Annotated in this window: 14 protein-coding genes and 1 pseudogene; 4 read left to right on the top strand and 11 right to left on the bottom strand. The window is 62.5% G+C overall.

Features of this window, described 5'->3' with window-relative positions; all coding sequences use genetic code 11:
* Window positions 1-102: 102 nt before the first annotated feature.
* Window positions 103-1,005, top strand: a complete 903-nt coding sequence (gene ppk2 / locus X773_RS56975; protein ID WP_023677344.1) for a polyphosphate kinase 2 — start codon at window positions 103-105, stop codon at window positions 1,003-1,005.
* A gap of 24 nt (window positions 1,006-1,029) precedes the next feature.
* Here the strand turns inward: ppk2 and X773_RS56970 are convergent, their stop codons facing one another.
* From X773_RS56970 to X773_RS56960, 3 genes are all read right to left on the bottom strand, one after another.
* Window positions 1,030-1,779 (bottom strand): enoyl-CoA hydratase-related protein, encoded by a 750-nt coding sequence (locus tag X773_RS56970; RefSeq protein WP_023677343.1) that lies wholly within the window; start codon window positions 1,777-1,779, stop codon window positions 1,030-1,032.
* A gap of 15 nt (window positions 1,780-1,794) precedes the next feature.
* Window positions 1,795-2,433: an acyl-homoserine-lactone synthase gene (locus tag X773_RS56965; RefSeq protein ID WP_023677342.1), complete on the bottom strand. Its 639-nt coding sequence runs from the start codon at window positions 2,431-2,433 to the stop codon at window positions 1,795-1,797.
* A gap of 97 nt (window positions 2,434-2,530) precedes the next feature.
* Window positions 2,531-3,262, bottom strand: a complete 732-nt coding sequence (locus X773_RS56960) for a LuxR family transcriptional regulator (protein WP_023677341.1) — start codon at window positions 3,260-3,262, stop codon at window positions 2,531-2,533.
* 269 nt (window positions 3,263-3,531) lie between these two features.
* Between X773_RS56960 and X773_RS56955 the strand changes: the two genes are divergently transcribed.
* Complete coding sequence (locus X773_RS56955; RefSeq protein ID WP_023677340.1) at window positions 3,532-4,383, top strand: transporter substrate-binding domain-containing protein; 852 nt, start codon at window positions 3,532-3,534, stop codon at window positions 4,381-4,383.
* Window positions 4,384-4,397: 14 nt separating this feature from the next.
* Here the strand turns inward: X773_RS56955 and X773_RS56950 are convergent, their stop codons facing one another.
* Entirely contained in the window at window positions 4,398-4,808 is a 411-nt protein-coding gene (locus tag X773_RS56950; RefSeq protein WP_023677339.1) for a tellurite resistance TerB family protein, read from the bottom strand.
* Between the two features lie 246 nt (window positions 4,809-5,054).
* On the opposite strand from X773_RS56950, the gene X773_RS56945 reads away from it, so the two are divergent.
* Entirely contained in the window at window positions 5,055-6,710 is a 1,656-nt protein-coding gene (locus X773_RS56945) for a lysine--tRNA ligase (RefSeq protein ID WP_023677338.1), read from the top strand.
* On the opposite strand, the gene X773_RS56940 is transcribed toward X773_RS56945, so the two are convergent.
* From X773_RS56940 to X773_RS56910, 7 genes and pseudogenes are all read right to left on the bottom strand, one after another.
* Window positions 6,673-7,512 carry a thermonuclease family protein gene (locus tag X773_RS56940; RefSeq protein ID WP_023677337.1) on the bottom strand — a complete coding sequence of 280 codons (840 nt, stop codon included), beginning with the start codon at window positions 7,510-7,512 and terminating at the stop codon, window positions 6,673-6,675. The two genes, X773_RS56945 and X773_RS56940, sit on opposite strands and share 38 nt — an antisense overlap.
* A gap of 11 nt (window positions 7,513-7,523) precedes the next feature.
* Complete coding sequence (locus X773_RS56935) at window positions 7,524-8,168, bottom strand: helix-turn-helix transcriptional regulator (RefSeq protein WP_023677336.1); 645 nt, start codon at window positions 8,166-8,168, stop codon at window positions 7,524-7,526.
* Between the two features lie 82 nt (window positions 8,169-8,250).
* A complete protein-coding gene (locus X773_RS56930; protein WP_023677335.1) occupies window positions 8,251-10,470 on the bottom strand; it encodes a 3-hydroxyacyl-CoA dehydrogenase NAD-binding domain-containing protein in 2,220 nt (739 codons plus the stop codon).
* Between the two features lie 12 nt (window positions 10,471-10,482).
* Window positions 10,483-11,767: pseudogene (locus X773_RS56925) on the bottom strand (acetyl-CoA acetyltransferase).
* Between the two features lie 31 nt (window positions 11,768-11,798).
* Window positions 11,799-12,968 carry an acyl-CoA dehydrogenase family protein gene (locus tag X773_RS56920; protein ID WP_023677334.1) on the bottom strand — a complete coding sequence of 390 codons (1,170 nt, stop codon included), beginning with the start codon at window positions 12,966-12,968 and terminating at the stop codon, window positions 11,799-11,801.
* A gap of 238 nt (window positions 12,969-13,206) precedes the next feature.
* Window positions 13,207-15,003: an acyl-CoA dehydrogenase gene (locus X773_RS56915; RefSeq protein WP_023677332.1), complete on the bottom strand. Its 1,797-nt coding sequence runs from the start codon at window positions 15,001-15,003 to the stop codon at window positions 13,207-13,209.
* Window positions 15,004-15,239: 236 nt separating this feature from the next.
* Window positions 15,240-15,701 carry a MerR family DNA-binding transcriptional regulator gene (locus X773_RS56910; protein ID WP_023677331.1) on the bottom strand — a complete coding sequence of 154 codons (462 nt, stop codon included), beginning with the start codon at window positions 15,699-15,701 and terminating at the stop codon, window positions 15,240-15,242.
* Window positions 15,702-16,253: 552 nt separating this feature from the next.
* On the opposite strand from X773_RS56910, the gene X773_RS56905 reads away from it, so the two are divergent.
* A partial coding sequence (locus tag X773_RS56905; protein WP_023677330.1) for a hypothetical protein occupies window positions 16,254-19,149 on the top strand: 2,896 nt, incomplete at its 3' end.

Genomic DNA, 19,149 nt, shown 5'->3' with positions numbered 1-19,149 from the left:
TTTATCTGCTGCATCGTTCTTTCCGAAATCGATTCCGATTTTCGGGCCGATGCAGTAAGGCTCCCAATAGCACGAGTCCGGAAGCTGGAAAGGTTCGCCTCGATGAAAAACGCTAAGGAAAGCCCCGCCGCACCCTCATCGGGGCCGCTGAAGATCATGATCGACGGCAAGGAGAGGGCGTTCGACATCGAGGCCCCCGCGCTTCCCGACTGGGTCGAGGACCGCAAGCTCACCGCCGGCGGTTACCCTTACGACAAGAAGATGAAGAGCGAGGAGTATGACGAGAGGCTAGAGAAGCTGCAGATCGAGCTGGTCAAGGCGCAGGCGTGGCTGCAGTCGACGGGCAAGCGGGTAATGTCGCTGTTCGAGGGGCGCGACGCTGCCGGCAAGGGCGGCACGATCTTCGTTTTGCGCCAGTATCTGAACCCTCGCACGGCGCGCAACGTGGCGCTGACCAAGCCAACGCCCACCGAGCTTGGACAATGGTACTTCCAGCGCTACGTCGACCACTTCCCGACGTCGGGCGAATTCGTCACCTTCGACCGCTCCTGGTATAACCGCGCCGGCGTTGAACCGGTGATGGGATTCTGCACGCCCGAGCAGCACGAGCAATTTCTGGACGAGGTTCCGCATTTCGAGCGGATGATCCGCAACGAGGGCATACATTTCTTCAAATTCTGGCTGAACATCGGCCGGGAAACGCAGCTCGAGCGATTCCACGACCGCCGCTGGAGCCCGCTGAAGAGCTGGAAGTTTTCGCCAATCGACATCGCCGGCATCACCAAATGGGACGAATACACCAAAGCGCGCGACCTGATGGTCGAGCGCACGCACAAGGAGTTCGCGCCCTGGATCATTGTGCGGGCGAACGACAAACGGCGCGCGCGGCTGGCCGTCATGCAGCGCATTCTCCTTTCGCTTCCCTATGACGGCCGCGACCTCGACGTCATCGGCAAGGAGGACAAGAAGATCATCGGCGAAGGGCCGACTTTCCTCGAAAAATAAGCTCACCTCATCGATACGCGGCTCTCATGCCGCCAGCCGGGCAATCCGCTGCAGTCGCTTCAGCGTGGTGTCGTCCTGCAGCGCCTGCTGGAAAAGCGAGATCTCCTGGTCGATGCGGTCGCAGAGCGCGCCGGTGTCGCCCCTCAGCAGGTCGCGCGTCTGTAGCAGCGCCGCGACAGGCTTCTTGGCGAGTTGCCTGGCTCTTGCCAACGTGGCTTCCTCGACGCTGCCGTCCGTCACGATCTCGCCGACAAGGCCCAGTGCCCTGGCATCTTCGGCGGCGAGCGTGTCGCCCAGGCAGAAGAAGCGGAACGCCCCGGCATAGCCGAGCTTCTGCGGCGCCAGAATGCTGGTCGCCGCGTCCGGCACCAGGCCGAAATCGACGAACGGCACCCGAAACGTGCTCTTGCTCGAGGCGATCACCATGTCGCAGTGGAACAGGATGGTGCAACCGACGCCGACGGCGTCGCCGTCGACACAGGCAAGGACCGGTTTCGGGAACGTCGCCAGCGTGCGGAACATATCGGTGACGGCGGCGATCAGTCGCCGATGTTTGGTGGCGTCGAGAAATTCGGAGAAATCGGCACCGAGGCAGAAGCACCCGGCCAAGCCGCGCAGGACCACGACGCGGACGTCGTCGTCGACAGCGGCTTCGTGGAATGTCCTGGCCAGGCTTTCATAGGCCCGCCTGTCCAGCACCGGGCGGCCGTCACCCGACGATACCGTGACGATCAGCGTGTGATTGCGGAATTCTGCTTTTGAGTGAACGTTCATGGCCTTTCTCCAATCTCACGAGGCGCGTCTCTGTCCGAGCATGTCCGGGTACCCTCTGGCCAGCACCGGCGCAAAGTGGTTGCGGCGCGAACGCACCACGTCGAGCGTGTGCTCGTTGAAGGTGAGCAGTGTGGCAACCACCTGCTGGTTGCCATAGGTACGCTGGTAACCGAGCGGCGTTGCCAGGAAATGCAGCTGCAGCGCGCGAAGCACCCACATCGGCTCGAATTCGATGATCACCTGGTTGACGTTGCGCTTCAGTCCCCACTCGACGAAGCCGGCGATCAGCTCGGTGCCGACCGTCGACACGCCGCGCCGACCGTCGCGGAATCCCGGCGCAACCGCATAGCGGGTCAGTTCATAGACATTCGGGCCCGACGGTGGGGTTCCCTCATAAAGGTCCGCCAGCACATCGGTTAGAAGATGTGCCCGGGTCGTCGGCAACATCCGCTGATAACCGGCGAGCTCGCCATTGCGGATGACGATCTGGTGCACTGCCTCGTCGTGGTCGAATTGATCGATCTCGAGGCCATCAGGGCGCTGCAGATCGGTCCATCCCATCTCTTCGACGAAAACTCTGTAACGCAAACGATGAACTGCCTCCCAGAGGTCGGGCCGTTCCATCAATTCCTGGGTCGTGAGGGAAAAAAGCATTTGCCGTCTCCTAGTTTCAATAGGAAGATACGGCCGTGCTTTCCCAAAAAAATTACGCGATCACGCAAGCAAGAATTTCTAGGCCGGCGCGGCCGACCTAGTTAATATAGCCGCGCCTTATCGCTTCCGCGACGGCCTGGACCCGGTTAACAGCACCGAGTTTGCTTTTGGCGTTAAGAAGGTGTTTCTCTGACGTGTGTTCCGAAATGCCGAGAATTTGTGAAATCTCCCATTCGGACTTGCCAACAGCAGCCCATTGCAGGCATTCGCGCTCACGCGGCGTTAATTCGACATGATCGATGGTTTTGCCCGCCATAGTGTGGAGCTGCATTGCGCGGCCAATCGCATAAGTCGAGACCAGCGACACCAACCCGAACTCGGCACTCGACAATTCGACAGCCTCGCCGCCTAGCGACACCATGACGATCTGGCCATCGAGCGTGATTAGCGGGAAGGCCAACCCGTCGCGCAGCTTGAATTCGCCGGCATCGCCCATCACCTCGCCGCCGCTCTTGCCGATGCGGATGCCCTGAGATGCTTCCCGCCACTGGAATGGCGCTTGAAGCTGCTTCATGTGGCTGACGACGGGGTCGTGATCGACGTAGTTGCGCGCGACGTAGCGCTCAAGCCATTCAGCCGGCCAGTCGCAGAGCAGCACATGGTCCTTTTGCTGGTTTCTCGGCGTGCCAGGTTGCGGAACCGTCCCGGCCATCAGCGCCGTCAGCCCGAACCCGCTTGTTACCCCCAGCAGCTTTTCGCAGACGGCGGCGGCTGTGCCGGCGTGCTGCAACTGATCTATCAACTCCAGCGTACGATCGAAATGACCCATCGCAACATCTACCCCATGTTGCCTTCCGCTCTTGACGCCAATGGCAGTGATCAACCCGCACCACGCCATCAACCCCGGACTGCAAAGCTGCCTCCCCTGTGCGTCCTACTGCTCCTCTTCAGCCGGCATCACGCAGTCACTTGCAAACTCACTAAACAATATCCCTAAATTGCAATGATGAAACCAAAAACCGTCGTACCTGTGTTTTTTTCGTACAAAAACCTGTTATTTCGTACGAAAGCCGGGGCAAGACCGGACGGAGTCGTCGCGTGGCGTTTCGGCGCATATCCATTTCATTGATCTCGATATTGATCGGAGCGCAATCGCTTGCGGTTGCTGCGCTCGCCGCGGAGCCGCAGGTGCCGGTGTTCTGGGACGCCAAGGAGCGGCTGCCAAAGCCGGACCTTTCGATGCTGCCGCGGCTGCGATTCCTGACCACCACGGATTTCCCGCCGTTCAATTTCCTCGATGGGGCAGGCCGGCTGTCGGGCTTCCATGTCGACCTGGCGCGCGCCATCTGCGCCGAGCTCGGCATTGCCGAAAAATGCCAGATCCAGGCGCTGCCCTGGGCCGAGCTCGAAGGTGCGCTCGGGAAAGGCGAGGGCGAAGCGATCATTGCCGGCATCGCCGCGACGCCGGAGTCGCGGTCGAAATACGCATTTTCACGCTCCTACCTGCAATTTCCGGCACGCTTCATCATGCTGAAGACACAGGCGCTGACCGAACCAATGTTCGACAAGCTGCGCAGCAAGCGTGTCGGCGTGATCGCCGGCTCCGCGCACGAGCGGATGCTGCGCGATTATTTCGGCGACGTCCAAATCGTCCCGTTCGCAAAGCCGGAGGAGCTTTATGGCGAGCTGAAAGCCGGCAAGATCGACGCCGCCTTCGGCGACGGCATGCGTTTCGCCTTCTGGCTCGGCGGTTCGGATGCAGCGGGCTGCTGCCGCTTTGCCGGCGGCCCCTATCTGGCGCCCGAATATCTCGGCTCAGGCATGGCAATCGCCACCAGGGCCGACGATCCGGCACTGGCCGCCGCTTTCGACTACGCGCTGCAGGAAATCTCGGTGAAAGGCACGTTCGCCGAGTTCTATCTGCGCTATTTTCCCGTCAGTTTTTTCTGAGCTTGGCCGCCGGCTCAGGTCAGCGTGCGAAGGCGGGCCTTGGCGGCTCGCGCAATGGCGGCGACCGTCAGCGCATCGAGGTCGAGTTCCCGGCGGACGAGCTGCAGGACGCGCACCTCCTCCAGGCGCATTTCGAGATCGACAGCTGCGACCTCGAAGGCGGCGGCATAGGCGGTGTCACGCAGGCGTTCGGGCAGCGCCTCGGCGACGCGCGCCAGGACGCCCTCCAGCCCATCCTTTTCATGCAGCATTTTCTGGCAGGCCTGGGCGACCTCGACCAGCCGCTCCTGGTTGAAATCCTCAAACACCGGCCAGGATCGAACGACGTCGCCGATCCGCGCCAGTTCGACGTCGGTCATGTCGCGGTCTGACGCCGAGGTGATGACCATCAGGTAGATCATGGCTTCGTGTGGCGACAATGGCATTTACAACTCCTTGAGACGGTCCCGAAGTTAGGAACGAGGGACCGGCGCCGCAAGGAAAAACAGCCGCGATCGTTGGCGCTCCGATCACGCCTTGGAACTTGATCCATCCTGACTATCGGGACGGGGGCTCTTAATCTTCTTGCCTGATCACGGTGCTGCCCGAAAACCGGGTTCCACTTTTCGGGATCATGGTCTAGAGCATGCGGCTGCCGGCATGGATGCTGGCAAAGTTGCAGGAATAGCATCATGGCCGAACAACAGCCGATCGATCTCAGCCCGGAAGTCCTCGCCGCCGCCGCCGAAAGCAAGGCGTGGCCATTCGAGGAAGCGAACAAGATCGTCGCCCGCTACGCGAGCAGCGGCTACCCGGAAACGGTGCTGTTCGAGACCGGCTACGGCCCGTCCGGCCTGCCGCACATCGGCACGTTCGGCGAGGTGGCGCGCACATCTATGGTGCGCCACGCCTTCCGCGTGCTGACTGAAGACAAGGTCAAGACGCGGCTGCTGTGCTTCTCCGACGACATGGACGGATTGCGCAAGGTGCCGGACAATGTGCCTAACAAGGACATGCTGCGCGCCTATCTCGGCAAGCCGCTGACCAGGATACCGGACCCGTTCTCCAATGAGTATCCGTCCTTCGGCGCCGCCAATAACGCACGGCTGCGCGCTTTCCTCGACCGTTTCGGCTTCGATTACGAATTCGCTTCCTCGACCGACTATTATACTTCCGGCCGCTTCGACGCGACGCTGCTCAAGATGCTCGAGCGCTTCGATAAGGTGATGGCAATTATGCTGCCGTCGCTGCGCGAGGAGCGGGCGCTGAGCTATTCGCCCTTCCTGCCGATCCATCCCAAGACCGGCATCGTCATGCAAGTCGCGATCGACGAGCGCAAGCTCGACGCCGGCACCATCGTGTGGCGCGACCCGGACACCGGCGAGCGCTTCGAGACGCCGGTGACCAGCGGTCATGCCAAGCTGCAATGGAAGCCAGATTGGGCGATGCGCTGGGCAGCACTCGGCGTCGATTACGAGATGTCCGGCAAGGATCTGATCGATTCCGTCAAGCTCGCCGGGCAGATTTGCCGCGCGCTCGATGCTCCGGCACCGGAGGGCTTCAATTATGAGCTGTTCCTCGATGAGAACGGCCAGAAGATCTCGAAGTCGAAGGGCAATGGGCTGACCATCGACGAGTGGCTGACTTACGCGCCGACCGAGAGCCTTAGCCTTTATATGTTCCAGCGCCCGCGAACCGCGAAGAAGCTTTATTTCGACGTCATCCCGAAGGCGGTAGACGAATATTACACGTTCCTCTCTGCCTATCAGAGGCAGGACTGGAAGGAGCGGCTGGGCAATCCGGTCTGGCACATGCATGACGGCAATCCCCCGGCAGTCGACCTGCCGGTTCCGTTCTCGCTGCTGCTCAACCTGGTCAGCGCCTCGAATGCGCAGAACAGGGACGTGCTGTGGGGTTTCATTTCGCGCCACGCGCCGGGTGTGACGCCGACAACCCATCCCGAGCTCGACCGGCTGGCCGAATATGCCATCCGCTATTTCGACGATTTCGTGAAGCCGGCGAAAGTGTACCGTGCTGCCGACGCGGTCGAGCGCGAGGCGCTGACCAAGCTTTCGGAAGCGCTCGCCGCGCTGCCGGCTGATGCCGACAGCGAGGCAATCCAGAACGCTGCCCTCAATGTTGCGCGCAAGATCGAGCGCTACCAGGATCATTCCAAGCAGAGCCCGGAGGGCGGACCCGGTGTCTCCGTCGCCTTCTTCCAGATGATCTATCAGGTGCTGATAGGTCAGGAACGCGGGCCGCGCTTCGGCTCCTTCGCCGCGCTCTACGGCATCGCCGAAACGCGCGAGCTCATTCAGCGGGCGCTGGCTGGTCAGCTGGCGGCATGAGGACGCCGTCTTGCTCCTCCAGGATCGAGCTAGGCGCTACAGGCGCGGATCGCGACGCAGCAGCCGGGAGCGGCGGCAGGCCTGAAACGCTCGGCGGCGGCCCGAAGACGCCTTTTTTTGCTGCACGCGCCTTCTCGCCGGCTTCTACGTAAGGGCCGCCCTTGGCGGCGCGCGCCCAGCCATTTTCGACCAGCCATTGGCCGATATCCTGATTGCCGATCCGGCACTCGGCGGCGATCAGATCAGGACCGCCTTCGGGCGGCACGGCACAGACCACCGCACGACTGCGGAGAAAGGCGCGGAAGGCCGTTCGCGCCCGAATGCCGCAATTCCAGGACTCGCCGCCGTCGGTGCAAGTCTCCTCCTGCTTGACGATGTCGATACCGGAAACCGCAATCGAATAGCCCTTTGCTTCGATGACCCCGGCGGCCGACGCGACGGGCTGGAATAGTTTCGTGCCTTTCCAGTCGTCGGGCATTTTCGTTTTTGGCGGCTTGGGCGGTCCGGCCAATGCCAGATCGCTCAACGGGGCGCGCGGCTCTATCCGTTCAAGCTCGTTGGAACCGAGCTGCGGCGGCACCACGATTTCTGGATCGATTGCCCTCGAATGCGCCGCCTGCTTGGCCGGCACTGGTTTCGGGATGGCCGACGTAGCCGGCGCGGCGGGCTGCGGTTCAGCGCCGACCTGGATTTGCTCCCAGGGGCCGCCGCTTTCGCTCTGGACGGCGCGGCCGCCGGCGACAATTGCCGTGGCCATCGCCGGGATCGCCAGAACAGCCAAGGCAAGGTGAGGCAGACGCACCGGCCCCGCGCCTACTGGCTTGCCCAGACAATCCGCGCCACCCATTCGACATCGCGCATGGGGATGTCGCGGTCCGGGTGATCGGGATTGAGGGAGACCAGCGCGATCGACCTCGGTGTCTGGCGGTCGAGCACCTTGGCCATCACCTCGCCGGCATTGGTCTTGACGACGACGCGATCACCCTTTCGTATGGTAGCCCCTGGCTCGACGATCAGGACATCGCCATTGCGATAGAGCGGCAGCATGGAATCGCCCTGGACCTTCAAGGCATAGGAGGTTTCGGTTGCCCGTGCCGGAAGCTCGATCAGGTCCCATCCCTGCCCCGCTGGAAACCCGGCGTCGTCGAAGAAGCCACCGGCGCCCGCCTGGGCGAAGCCGAGCAGCGGCACCGACGATCTCTGCACGGGTAGTGCGCCGGAATTACCCCGACCCTCGACCAGCCCCGCAAATTCATCCAGCGAGGCGCCGGTCGCCTCGATGATCTTGGCCAGCGATTCGGTCGACGGCCAGCGCGGCCGTCCATCTGAGGACAGCCGCTTCGATTTGTTGAAGGCGGTCGAGTCGAGGCCAGCGCGCCTGGCCAGCCCAGAGGCCGAAAGCGAATAACGCTCGGCAAGAGCGTCGATGGCGGCCCAAACGCGGTCGTGCGAGAGCACCTTGCTCTTCCTTCGAAACAGGAAAAAATACCTTCCCTGTTTTACCCCTTGGCCGCCATCTTGTCCACCGCCGAAGACGGCGTCAGGCTGCCTCCTTGGCCTCGTCCCTGGTATAGGGATCGAAGCGCTCGTAGAAGGTCTCGCCCTTCTCGGCCATATCAAGCAGCAGCTTCGGCGCCTTGAACTCGGTGCCGTATTTCTTCTGCAGGCGCTTGGCGAGTTTGACGAATTTCTTCGCGCCGATGCCGTCGATGTAGGACAGTGCACCGCCTGTATAGGGCGCGAAGCCGAAGGCCAGGATCGAGCCGACATCGGCCTCGCGTGGGTCGGTAACGATGCCCTCTTCCATCACCCGTACCGCCTCAAGCGCGATGGTGACCAGCAGCCGCTGCTTCAGTTCCTCATAATCGACCTGCTCCGGCGCCAGCTGCGGGTAGAGATCCCTGAGGCCTGGCCACAGCTTCTTCTTGGCCGGTTTTGCCGGATAGTCATAGAAGCCCTTGCCGTTCTTGCGGCCCAAGCGACCATGCGTGTCGACCATCGTGTTGATCAGCGCCATCTGCTTCGGATCGACCGCCTTGTCGCCGAGGTCGCGCATGGTCTGCTTCATGATCTTCTGGGCAAGGTCGATCGCCGTCTCGTCGGTCAACGCCAAAGGACCGACCGGCATGCCGGCGGCCTTGGCCGCGTTCTCGATCATTGGCGCCGGAACACCTTCGATCAGCATCTTGTAGGCCTCCGACATGTAGCGCAGCACGCAGCGATTAACATAGAAGCCGCGCGTATCGTTGACGACAATCGGCGTTTTCTTGATGGCACGGACAAAGTCGATCGCGGTTGCCAGCGCCTTGTCGCCGGTCTTCTTGCCGAGGATGATCTCGACCAGCATCATCTTGTCGACCGGCGAGAAGAAATGGATGCCGATGAAATTCTTCGGCCGCGCCGAATTCCTGGCCAGCGATGTAATCGGTATGGTCGACGTATTCGAGGCGAAGATCGCCGACGGCTTGAGCACAGCCTCGGCCTGTTCGGTGGCACCCTTCTTTACGGCCGAATCCTCAAATACCGCCTCGACCACAAGATCGCAGCCGGCGAGATCCGCATAGTCGGCCGTCGGCGTGATTAGCGACAGCAACTGACATTTGTCCTGCGGCTTGGCACGGCCCTTCTTTACCTGATCCGAGATCAGGTTGTCGGAATGCGCCTTGCCCTTGGCGGCGGACTCCATGTCGCGGTCGAGCAGCACCACCGGAATGCCGGCCTTGGCTGTCACATAGGCAATGCCAGCGCCCATGAAGCCGGCGCCGAGTACGCCGATCTTCTTGAACTTCGTTTCCGGCACACCGGCCGGGCGGCGCGCGCCCTTGTTCAGTTCCTGCAGCGACACGAACAGCGAACGGATCATCGCTGCCGCTTCCCTGGTCTGCATGATCTCGGTGAAATAGCGTTGCTCGATCCGCAAGGCGGTGTCGAACGGCACCAACAGGCCCTCATAGACGCATTTCAGGATGGCGGCAGCGGCGGGATAATTGCCATAGGTCTCTCGGCGCAGAATGGCGATGGCCGGGGGCCACAGATTGGCACCGGCCACCGAATAGATCGGGGCGCCGGGCAGCTTGAAGCCCTTTTCATCCCATGGCGCCACCGGTTTCAAGCCGTTCCTGATCATCGCCTTGGCGGTTTCGACCAGCTTGTCCGGCTCGGCAATCTCATGGATCAGGCCCATCGACTTGGCCTTCTGAGGCGACAGCGTCTGGCCGGACGTCAGCATTTGCAGCGCCTGCTGCTGGTCGGTCAGCCGTGGCACGCGCTGGGTGCCGCCGGCGCCCGGAAAAATGCCGATCTTCACTTCGGGAAGCGCCATCCTCACTTTGTCTGAATCGGCCGCGACACGGCCATGGCAGGCGAGCGACAATTCGAACGCGCCACCCATGCATGTGCCGTTGATCGCCGAAACCCATGGCTTTCCCGAAGTTTCCAGCTTACGGAACAGGCCGTTCATGGTGCCCGCATTGTCGAACAGCGCCTTGGTCGCCTTCTCCGGGTCCTTCGCCTTGTCGGCGGCGAAGGTCGCCAGCATCTTCTGCAGCATGGTGATGTCGGCGCCGCCCGAGAACGTATCCTTGCCGGAGGTGATCACCGCGCCCTTTATCGCTGCATCGCTCGCCACTTTGTCGACGATGGTATTCAGTTCGAGCATCACCTCCTCGGTGAAGACGTTCATCGAACGGTCCGGCATGTCCCAGGTGACCAGCGCAATGCCGTCGGCGTCGATGTCGAGGGTGAAATTGGTGTAGCTCATCATCTCTCTCCGTCAGACGCGTTCGATGATCGTTGCAGTGCCCATGCCGGCGCCGATGCAAAGCGTCACCAGCGCGGTGTTGAGGTCGCGGCGTTCCAATTCGTCCAGCACCGTACCGAAGATCATCGCACCGGTGGCGCCGAGCGGATGGCCCATGGCGATGGCCCCACCATTGACGTTGATCCGGTCATGCGGAATGTCGAAAGCCTGCATGTAGCGCAGCACCACCGAAGCGAAGGCCTCGTTGAGCTCGAACAGGTCGATGTCCGACAGCTTCATCTTCGCCCGCTTCAACAGCTTCTCGGTGACGTCGACGGGGCCGGTCAGCATCAGCACCGGTTCGGAGCCGATGTTGGCGAACGCACGGATGCGTGCGCGCGGCTTGAGGCCGAGCGTCTTTCCCGCCTTTTTCGAGCCGAGCAGCACGGCCGCCGCGCCATCGACGATGCCGGAGGAATTGCCGGCATGGTGGACGTGGTTGACCTGTTCCACCTCGGGATGCTTCTGCANCGCCATCGACGATGCCGGAGGAATTGCCGGCATGGTGGACGTGGTTGACCTGTTCCACCTCGGGATGCTTCTGCACGGCGACGGCGTCGAAGCCGCCCATTTCGCCGGGCATGACGAAGGACGGGTTGAGCGCGGCCAGCGACTGCATGTCGGTCGAGGGCCGCATATGTTCGTCATGGTCGAGGATGGTCAGGCCGTTCTGGTCCTTGACCGAGATCACCGAATTCTTGAAGCGGCCCTCGCCCCACGCCTTGGCGGCACGCTTCTGGCTTTCGACCGCGTAGGCATCGACGTCGTCGCGCGAAAAGCCGTATTTGGTGGCGATCAGGTCGGCCGAGATTCCTTGCGGCACGAACCAGCCGGGCAGGCCGACCGATGGGTCCATGAACCAGGCGCCGCCGGAGGCGCCCATGCCGACGCGCGACATCGATTCGACGCCACCGGCAATGACGATCTCGTCGGCGCCCTGCGCGATCTTGGCGGCGCCGAAATTGATGGCGTCGAGGCCCGAGGCGCAGAAGCGCGATATCTGCATGCCAGGCGCCTTGGTGTCGTAGCCGGCCTCGAAAGCGGCGGCACGTGGAATGACCGCACCCGCCTCGCCAACCGGATCGACACAACCGAAGATGATGTCGTCGACGGTGCCGGTGTCCAGCCCGTTGCGGTCGCGGATGGCCTCGAGCACCTTGGCGCCGAGCCGCACCGCCGGCACTTCGTGCAGCGAGCCATCCTTCTTGCCCCTGCCGCGCGGCGTGCGCACGGCATCATAGACATAAGCTTCGGCCATTTTCCTGCTCCTTGGGTTTGCTGAAACTCGCTCAGAGCGAGCGCCCGATCAGCAATTTCATGATCTCGTTGGTGCCGCCGTAGATGCGCTGGACGCGGGCGTCGCGGAACATGCGCGCAATCGGATATTCATTCATGTAGCCATAGCCGCCATGCAATTGAAGGCATTCGTCGACGACTTTTCCTTGCAGGTCCGACAGCCAGTATTTGGCCATAGACGCGGTCACCGGGTCGAGGCCGCCGTTAATGTGACGGGCAACGCAGTCATTGTAGAAGACGCGGCCGATGGTCGCCTCGGTCTTCAATTCGGCAAGCTTGAACTGGGTGTTCTGGAATTCGATGATGGGCTTGCCGAAGGCCTTGCGCTCCTTGACGTAGTCGATGGTAAGCGCCAAGGCCCGCTCGACCATGGCGATAGCAGTGGTGCCGATCTGCAGCCGCTCCTGCGGCAATTGTTGCATCAACTGGACGAAGCCCTGGCCTTCGTCGTTGCCGAGCAGGTTCGAGGTCGGCACACGTACGTCGTTGAAGAACAGTTCCGACGTGTCGTTGGCCTTGAGGCCGATCTTGTCGAGGTTGCGGCCGCGCTCGAAACCTTCCACCTCGTCAGTCTCGACGACGATCAGCGAGATGCCCTTGGCGCCCTTCTCAGGATCGGTCTTGGCAACGACGATGATGAAATTGGCGAGCTGGCCGTTGGTGATAAAGGTCTTCGAGCCGTTGAGCTTGTACTGGTTGCCGTCCTTTTCGGCGCGCGTCTTGACGCTCTGAAGGTCGGAGCCCGCACCGGGCTCGGTCATGGCGATGGCGCCGATCAGCTCGCCGGTCGCCAGCCTCGGCAGCCATTTCTTCTTCTGCTCGTCCGAGCCGTAATGGAGGATGTAGGGGGCAACGATCGAATTGTGCAGGCCAATGCCGAACCCGTCGACGCCGACATGGCCGATCGCCTCGATGATGGCGCTCTCATGCGCGAAGGTGCCGCCCGATCCGCCATATTCCTCCGGCATAGAGGCGCAGAGCAGGCCGGCAGCACCCGCCTTCAGCCAGCTCTCGCGGTCGACCATTTCGTTCTTCTCGAACTCGTCGTAACGCGGCGCGATCTCTTCCGACATGAAGCGGTGCGCCATGTCGTAAAGCATGCCGACCTCGTCCGCCGCCCAGGCGGGCTTGGGAAGGCCAAGGATTTCGGCGGGGTGGGTCATGGTTTCTCCCTCGCGCCGACGTTCCCCTCCCCCTCGAGGGGAGGGTGGCCGCGAAGCGGCCGGGGGGGGTCGCCGATGACTTGCTCGACCTTACCTTTTACAACCTGCGCCATGTGCCACGGCATTGCGATCATTTTCCTCCAAGGCATGCACCAGAATGGAGGTCGGCGCACTGCACGCAGGACCCCTCCCGGCCCTTCGGGCCACCATCCCCTCGAGCGGGAGGGAGACGCCGAACCTAGAACGCTTCCGCCGGCAGTGCCATCAATGTGTCGGCGCCGCTGGAGATGCGGGCAAGATGCGCCGACGTCTCCCGCATGATCCGCTCCATGAAGAAGTGCGCCGTCACCAGCTTGTTGTCGTAGAAGGACGAAGCGCCGTCGGCGCCGTTCGCCAATTTCGCTGCGGCCACCTTGGCCATCTGCGCCCACATATAGCCCAGCGCCACCAGGCCGAAGAGATGCATGTAATCGGTCGAGGCGGCACCGGCGTTATCGGGCTTGGCCATGCCGTTCTGCACCAGCCACATCGTCGCCGTCTGCAGATCGTTGAGGCCCTTCTTCAGCGCCTTGGTGAAGGGCGCCATCGTCTCGTCGGTGCGGTTTTCCTCGCAGAACTCTCCGACTTCCTTAAAGAAAGCCTGGACCGCGCGGCCGCCATTCAAGGCCAGCTTGCGGCCGACGAGGTCGAGCGCCTGGATGCCGTTGGCACCCTCATAGATCATGGCGATGCGCGCATCGCGGACGAACTGGCTCATGCCGTGCTCTTCTATATAGCCGTGGCCGCCGAAGACCTGCTGCGCCATTACCGCATGATCGAACCCCTTGTCGGTGAGCACGCCTTTGACCACCGGCGTCATCAGGCCGGTGTAGTCGTCTGCGACCTGGCGATCTTTGTCGTCACCGGAGCGGTGAGCGATGTCGGACTTGATCGCCGTCCACAGCGCCAGCGCGCGGCCGGCCTCGTTGAAAGCCTTCATGGTCATCAGGCTGCGGCGGATGTCCGGATGGACGATGATCGGATCGGCCTTCCTGTCCGGCGCCTTCGGCCCTGACAGCGAGCGGCCCTGCAGACGATCCTTGGCGTAGGAAACCGCATTCTGGTAGGCAACCTCAGATAGCGAAAGTCCCTGCAGGGCGACGCCAAGCCGCGCCTCATTCATCATGGTGAACATTGCTTTCAGCCCGCCATTGGCCTCGCCGAGCAGCGTGCCTTCAGCGTCGTCGTAATTCATGACGCAGGTCGAGTTGCCATGGATACCCATCTTCTCCTCGATCGAGCCACAGGAGACGGTGTTCTTCTCGCCCGGATTGCCTGAGGCATCGAGCTTGAGCTTCGGCACGATGAACAGCGAGATGCCCTTCACGCCATCCGGCGCGCCCTCGATACGGGCCAGCACCAGGTGGACGATATTGTCCGACATGTCATGCTCGCCGGCCGAGATGAAGATCTTCTGACCGGAGATCCTGTAGGTGCCGTCGCCATTTGGGACGGCCTTGGTGCGCAGCAAGCCAAGATCGGTTCCGCAGTGTGGCTCGGTCAGGTTCATGGTGCCGGTCCAGGCGCCCTCGACCAGCTTCGGCAACCATGTTGCCTTCTGCTCTTTGGTGCCATGGGTGATGATCGCAGCGATCGCGCCTTGCGTCAGGCCGGCATACATCATCAGCGACATATTGGCCGACACCATGTATTCGGCAACCGCAGTGTGCACCGCGTAGGGCAAGCCTTGCCCGCCAAACTCGACAGGTGCCGCGAGCCCCATCCAGCCGCCTTCGCGATACTGGTCGAAAGCTTCCTTGAAGCCTTTCGGCGTCGTTACCGAACCGTCGTCATGGCGCATGCAGCCTTCCACGTCGCCAACGCGGTTCAGCGGCTGCATCACGTTTTCGGCGAGCTTCGCGCCCTCGGCAAGGATGGCCTCGAGCACATCCGGCGTCGCGTCGGAAAATCCGGGAAGATTGGAATAACGCCGATATCCCAGCACTTCGTTCAGCACGAACAGCGTGTCCCGGACCGGCGCTCTGTAGATCGGCATGCGTTTCCTCCACCATGCGGTCTTGGCCCCGAAATCAGCCCCAGCATATGAGGATGGCAGACGGACCAACGTTGTGGTCGAGATAACAAATATTGACGTTTGCGTAAACGTCAATTCGGCGGTGCGTCAAATTTTCCCCGCGCGCCAGGACGACAAACGACAAAGCACGGCAAACGACGAAGAACCGCGCAGCGAAAGCCACGCGGCTCTTATTCGTCACAAATCGAAAGCTTAGTTTAGCTCGCTACGCTGGCCTGCGGCGTCGAGCGCTCGATCAGCATTTGCCGGACGGTCGACATCGAAGCACTCAGTTCGCTGATGGCGTCGTCGATCAGCGCCCGCTGCTTCTGCAGACGGGCAAGCTGCTTCTCCGACTTGTCGAGCGCCAGCCGCAATTGCTTGGTGTTGGAGCCGTTCGGATCATAGAGGTCCATCATCTGCTTGACGTCGCGCAGCGAGAACCCGACCTTGCGGCCAAGCAGGATCAGCTTCAGCCGGGCCCTGTCGCGGCGTGTATAGAGACGGGTCGAGCCGTCGCGCTGCGGGTTGAGCAGACCCTTGTCCTCATAGAAACGCAGCGTACGCAGCGTCACTCCGTATTTCTTGGCCATTTCGCCGATGCGGACAAGCTCTTCACCGGCTTCGCTCGACATATCGTTGGTGTTGGCCGCGGCTTGGCCGGGCGAAATAAGTTTCATGGTCACTGGCTTTCCCCGTCTGGTGGCGTCGCGGTCGCGGACCTTGCGTCGCCTGAGTGAAAGCGGGGGCGTGCTTCCACTCGTGGTTTCAACAAACAAATCGCAAACGGCGTAATCCGCTCATTTACGTTTACGTCAATTCTATATCGATAGCCGCCTCACCACGCAAGAGCGTTCTGGTCTTGCAACTTTATGCCGCAGCACCAGCGGACAACCTAAAAGGTCGTTGCCGATTTCGGGAGCGATCATGCGGCTGATCAAAATTCTACAACGTCTTTTGCGCGTCCAAAAAAGACACCCGGCGCCGTCGGCGGCCAGCCGACAAAGTTGCAACTTCTTAAGCTTGGTTAACGCGTTGTTTACCACGTTGGGGCGAAATGTGCGCATGTCGGTTACCCGTGTCTATCCTGTACTGAATTTTTCACGGTTTTTCGGAGCGCGGATGAGACCCGGGAAGCTCGTCTTCCACTGCAACAAGCCAAGCAGTCGCCTTCGTCCCGGCAGGACTTTGGGAACCTGGTGAAAGCCAGCAATTCTGAAACGGGCGCATTGATGAACAGCAAGCGGTCCTACCTCGATACACTCAACGCCGGCAGGCAACGCCGGCCGCACACGACGCTTGAAGAGCTCAACCGCTCCCTGGAAACTCTGGAGCAGCGGCTGGAGCGGACGCGCGAGGAGACGGCAAGCCACCCCGATCCGCGCCGACCAGCGGCAGAACCACGCTATCCCAGCGCCCAACCCTATGGCCAGCAGCGCCGGTATGAGGATCCACGCGCGCAGCGGCCGAAAGGTCCAGCAGCGGCTTTCGACCAGAATTACCAGGCGATCGCCCGCGATATCGACCGGGTACGCGGCCAGGAGGACAGCGTCGCCCTAGCCGGCAAGATCGCCGGGGAATTGCGCGGCCTGCGCGAAGACTTGCGCCAGCAGATGACCTCCGGCCTGCAACGCGAGTTCGAGGTACTGCGCAAGAATATTGGGCGAGCCTTCCAGTCAAATGGCGGCGGCAAAGGCAGCGCCGAACTCAGCGTCGAATTCGAGCGGCTTTCCGGCGCCATCCAGACACTGGCCGAAAAAAGCGACGACAGAAGCGTCAATATGCTGCGGCTCGAGCTTGAGCAGGTCAAAGCCGCGCTCGATACGCTGGCGCGCGAGGAGAGCGTGCAGGCGGTCGGACGCCGCTGGGACGATTTCGACCGCCGCTGGAACGCTTTCGAGGATCGCGTCGAGGCCGATCAGCGCAAGCGTTCCGATGCACCCGGCCTGTCGGCGCTGACGGAGCGGCTCGAACAGATCAGCAATGCCGTCAGCAATCTGCCGGAATCGCTGTCGCTGCGCTCGCTCGAGGAAAAGGTCCGCACGCTTGCCGGAGCGGTCGACCATTTCGCCCGCCAGCAGGACAATCGCGGCGGCGACACATTCAGTCAGATCGACGAGCGGCTCGACGAGATTTCCCGCGCGATCGTCGCCTCGACGGTTGCCGCGCAAGCCAATTCGTTCGACCCCGAGCCCTTCGAACGCATCGAGAAGCGGATCGATTCACTGGCCCAGCAAATCGAAGAAGTGTCGCAGGATCGTCCGGGTCGGGAGGTCATCGACCGTCTCAACACATTGTCGAGCCGCGTGGATGAACTGGCCGGCCGAGCCAATCTGCCGGAACAGGCGATGGAGCGCCTTGCCAGGCAAGTCGCGCTTATTGCCGACAAGATCGACCACGCGCCTGCCATGCCCGACGCCGACTACATCTTCCAGGGGCTCGAGCAGCGCTTCGACGTGCTGTCCAGCATGATGGAACGTCGCCAGGGCGACGCAATCGAACAAGGCAACATGCTGTTTCGCGACCTTGAGCGCCGGTTGGACGAGGTCGCCGACAGGCTGGACCAGCGCATGCCGCAGGTCGATAGCGCCGGCATTATGGATGCTATCGACGCCCGCTTCACCGCGCTGGCCAAGCGGATTGAGACGCGCGTTCCAGATCCCGCCAACGAGGCGGCGATCCGTGGCCTGGAGAGCCGGCTCGAAGACATCTCAAGCCGGCTGGATTCGTCCGCGGCGCAGGTCGCCAGCATCGACCCGGCGTTGATCCGCAGCCTTGAAGCGCAGGTCGCCGGCCTGACGGCGCATCTTTCCAAGCCCGGCACGCCGCTGCCGGAATTCGACGACATCAGCCCGCGTCTCAACGAAATCGAGAAGTCGCTGGCCGGAACCCGCGATTCCATCCTCGGCGCGGCGCGCGAGGCGGCTGAGAGCGCCGTCCGCTCACTGGCCGGATCAAGCGCCAACACGGCGGCCGTTACCGGCCTCGCCCAGGACCTGAAGACGCTCGAGGCACTGACGCGCCGTTCGGACGAGCGCAATTCGAGAACGTTCGAGGCTATCCACGATACGCTGCTCAAGATCGTTGACAGGCTTGGTTCATTGGAGACGGGCGAACCGGCAAGCGCGGAGTTGAGCAAGCGTTTCGGCCGGCCATCCAAGATCTCGGTGCAGGACGCACCGTCGATGGACCTCGACCAGCCGCTGCCGTTGACGGGCAGCATGGCCGATCTCGACGGCCGCGCCGCGGCGCTCGTGCGCGACGAGCCAGGTCCGCGTACGCCAGCCGAGGCCGCCGCCGCAGCAGCCCTGGCGGCTCTCGGTTCAGACACGACGCGTGAAAAAACCGAGCAAGGCGGCGGCAGGAAATCGATGTTAGGCGGGCTGGCGCGCGCCTTGAAGGGCAAGAAGGACGCCGAGATGCCGCCGCTTGCAGGCTCGGCGCAGAGCGCCGAGATACCGAGCGTCGATCTCGACGAGCCCCTCGACCCCAAGCTCGCCAACCGGCCACTGGAACCCGGCTCCGGCGCACCCGACCTCAGCGCCATCATGAAGCGCGTGCGCGACGAGCGCGGGCAGCCGACCCGGGAAGGCGGCGCTGAGGCGGCGAAATCGGACTTCATCGCGGCAGCCAGACGGGCTGCGCAAGCGGCGGCCGCCGAGGCGGACGCCCTCAAGCGCCAGTCGACGATGAAAGGCCCGGTCAAGGCACTCAGGATCGGCGACCTGCTCAAGGCGCGGCGCAAGCCGATCCTGATGGGGGCAATCGCCATCATGCTGGCGCTTGCCGGCCTGCAACTGGGCAAAGCCTTCTTCTCCGACCCGGTCGAAGTCACCAACAATGAGGCGGCACCGGCCGTGGCCGTACAGCCGGTGGAAACCGCTTTGGCCAGCGTTGCCAGCGAGCCGAAGGCGGACGCGCAGACGACAACACAGGAGAGCGCGCCGTCGCCCACCGTCAGGCAGGCAGAGCCATCCGCATCGATGACCAAGGACGACACGGCGGCGCAAACCGGCCCCGCTACACCGGCAGCCGAGACATCGACGGCGCCCTCGGCTTCCGCGGCGCCTGCTGACCTGGCGGCGCAAGACACCGCGGCCGCAGTGCCCGCGCCGGCAGCGGCGACGG

This window comes from Mesorhizobium sp. LSJC280B00 (assembly GCF_000502835.1).
GTDB lineage: Bacteria > Pseudomonadota > Alphaproteobacteria > Rhizobiales > Rhizobiaceae > Mesorhizobium.
This window is presented reverse-complemented; position numbering and strand designations above follow the sequence as displayed.

Excerpts from the sequence above, each read along its gene's own strand:
- X773_RS56910 (WP_023677331.1), bottom strand. The coding sequence starts at position 15,701 with ATGAAACTTATTTCGCCCGGCCAAGCCGCGGCCAACACCAACGATATG.
- X773_RS56915 (WP_023677332.1), bottom strand. The coding sequence starts at position 15,003 with ATGCCGATCTACAGAGCGCCGGTCCGGGACACGCTGTTCGTGCTGAAC.
- X773_RS56950 (WP_023677339.1), bottom strand. The coding sequence starts at position 4,808 with ATGCCATTGTCGCCACACGAAGCCATGATCTACCTGATGGTCATCACC.
- ppk2 (WP_023677344.1), top strand. The coding sequence starts at position 103 with ATGAAAAACGCTAAGGAAAGCCCCGCCGCACCCTCATCGGGGCCGCTG.
- X773_RS56930 (WP_023677335.1), bottom strand. The coding sequence starts at position 10,470 with ATGAGCTACACCAATTTCACCCTCGACATCGACGCCGACGGCATTGCG.
- X773_RS56920 (WP_023677334.1), bottom strand. The coding sequence starts at position 12,968 with ATGACCCACCCCGCCGAAATCCTTGGCCTTCCCAAGCCCGCCTGGGCG.
- X773_RS56965 (WP_023677342.1), bottom strand. The coding sequence starts at position 2,433 with ATGCTTTTTTCCCTCACGACCCAGGAATTGATGGAACGGCCCGACCTC.
- X773_RS56960 (WP_023677341.1), bottom strand. The coding sequence starts at position 3,262 with ATGGGTCATTTCGATCGTACGCTGGAGTTGATAGATCAGTTGCAGCAC.
- X773_RS56945 (WP_023677338.1), top strand. The coding sequence starts at position 5,055 with ATGGCCGAACAACAGCCGATCGATCTCAGCCCGGAAGTCCTCGCCGCC.
- X773_RS56970 (WP_023677343.1), bottom strand. The coding sequence starts at position 1,779 with ATGAACGTTCACTCAAAAGCAGAATTCCGCAATCACACGCTGATCGTC.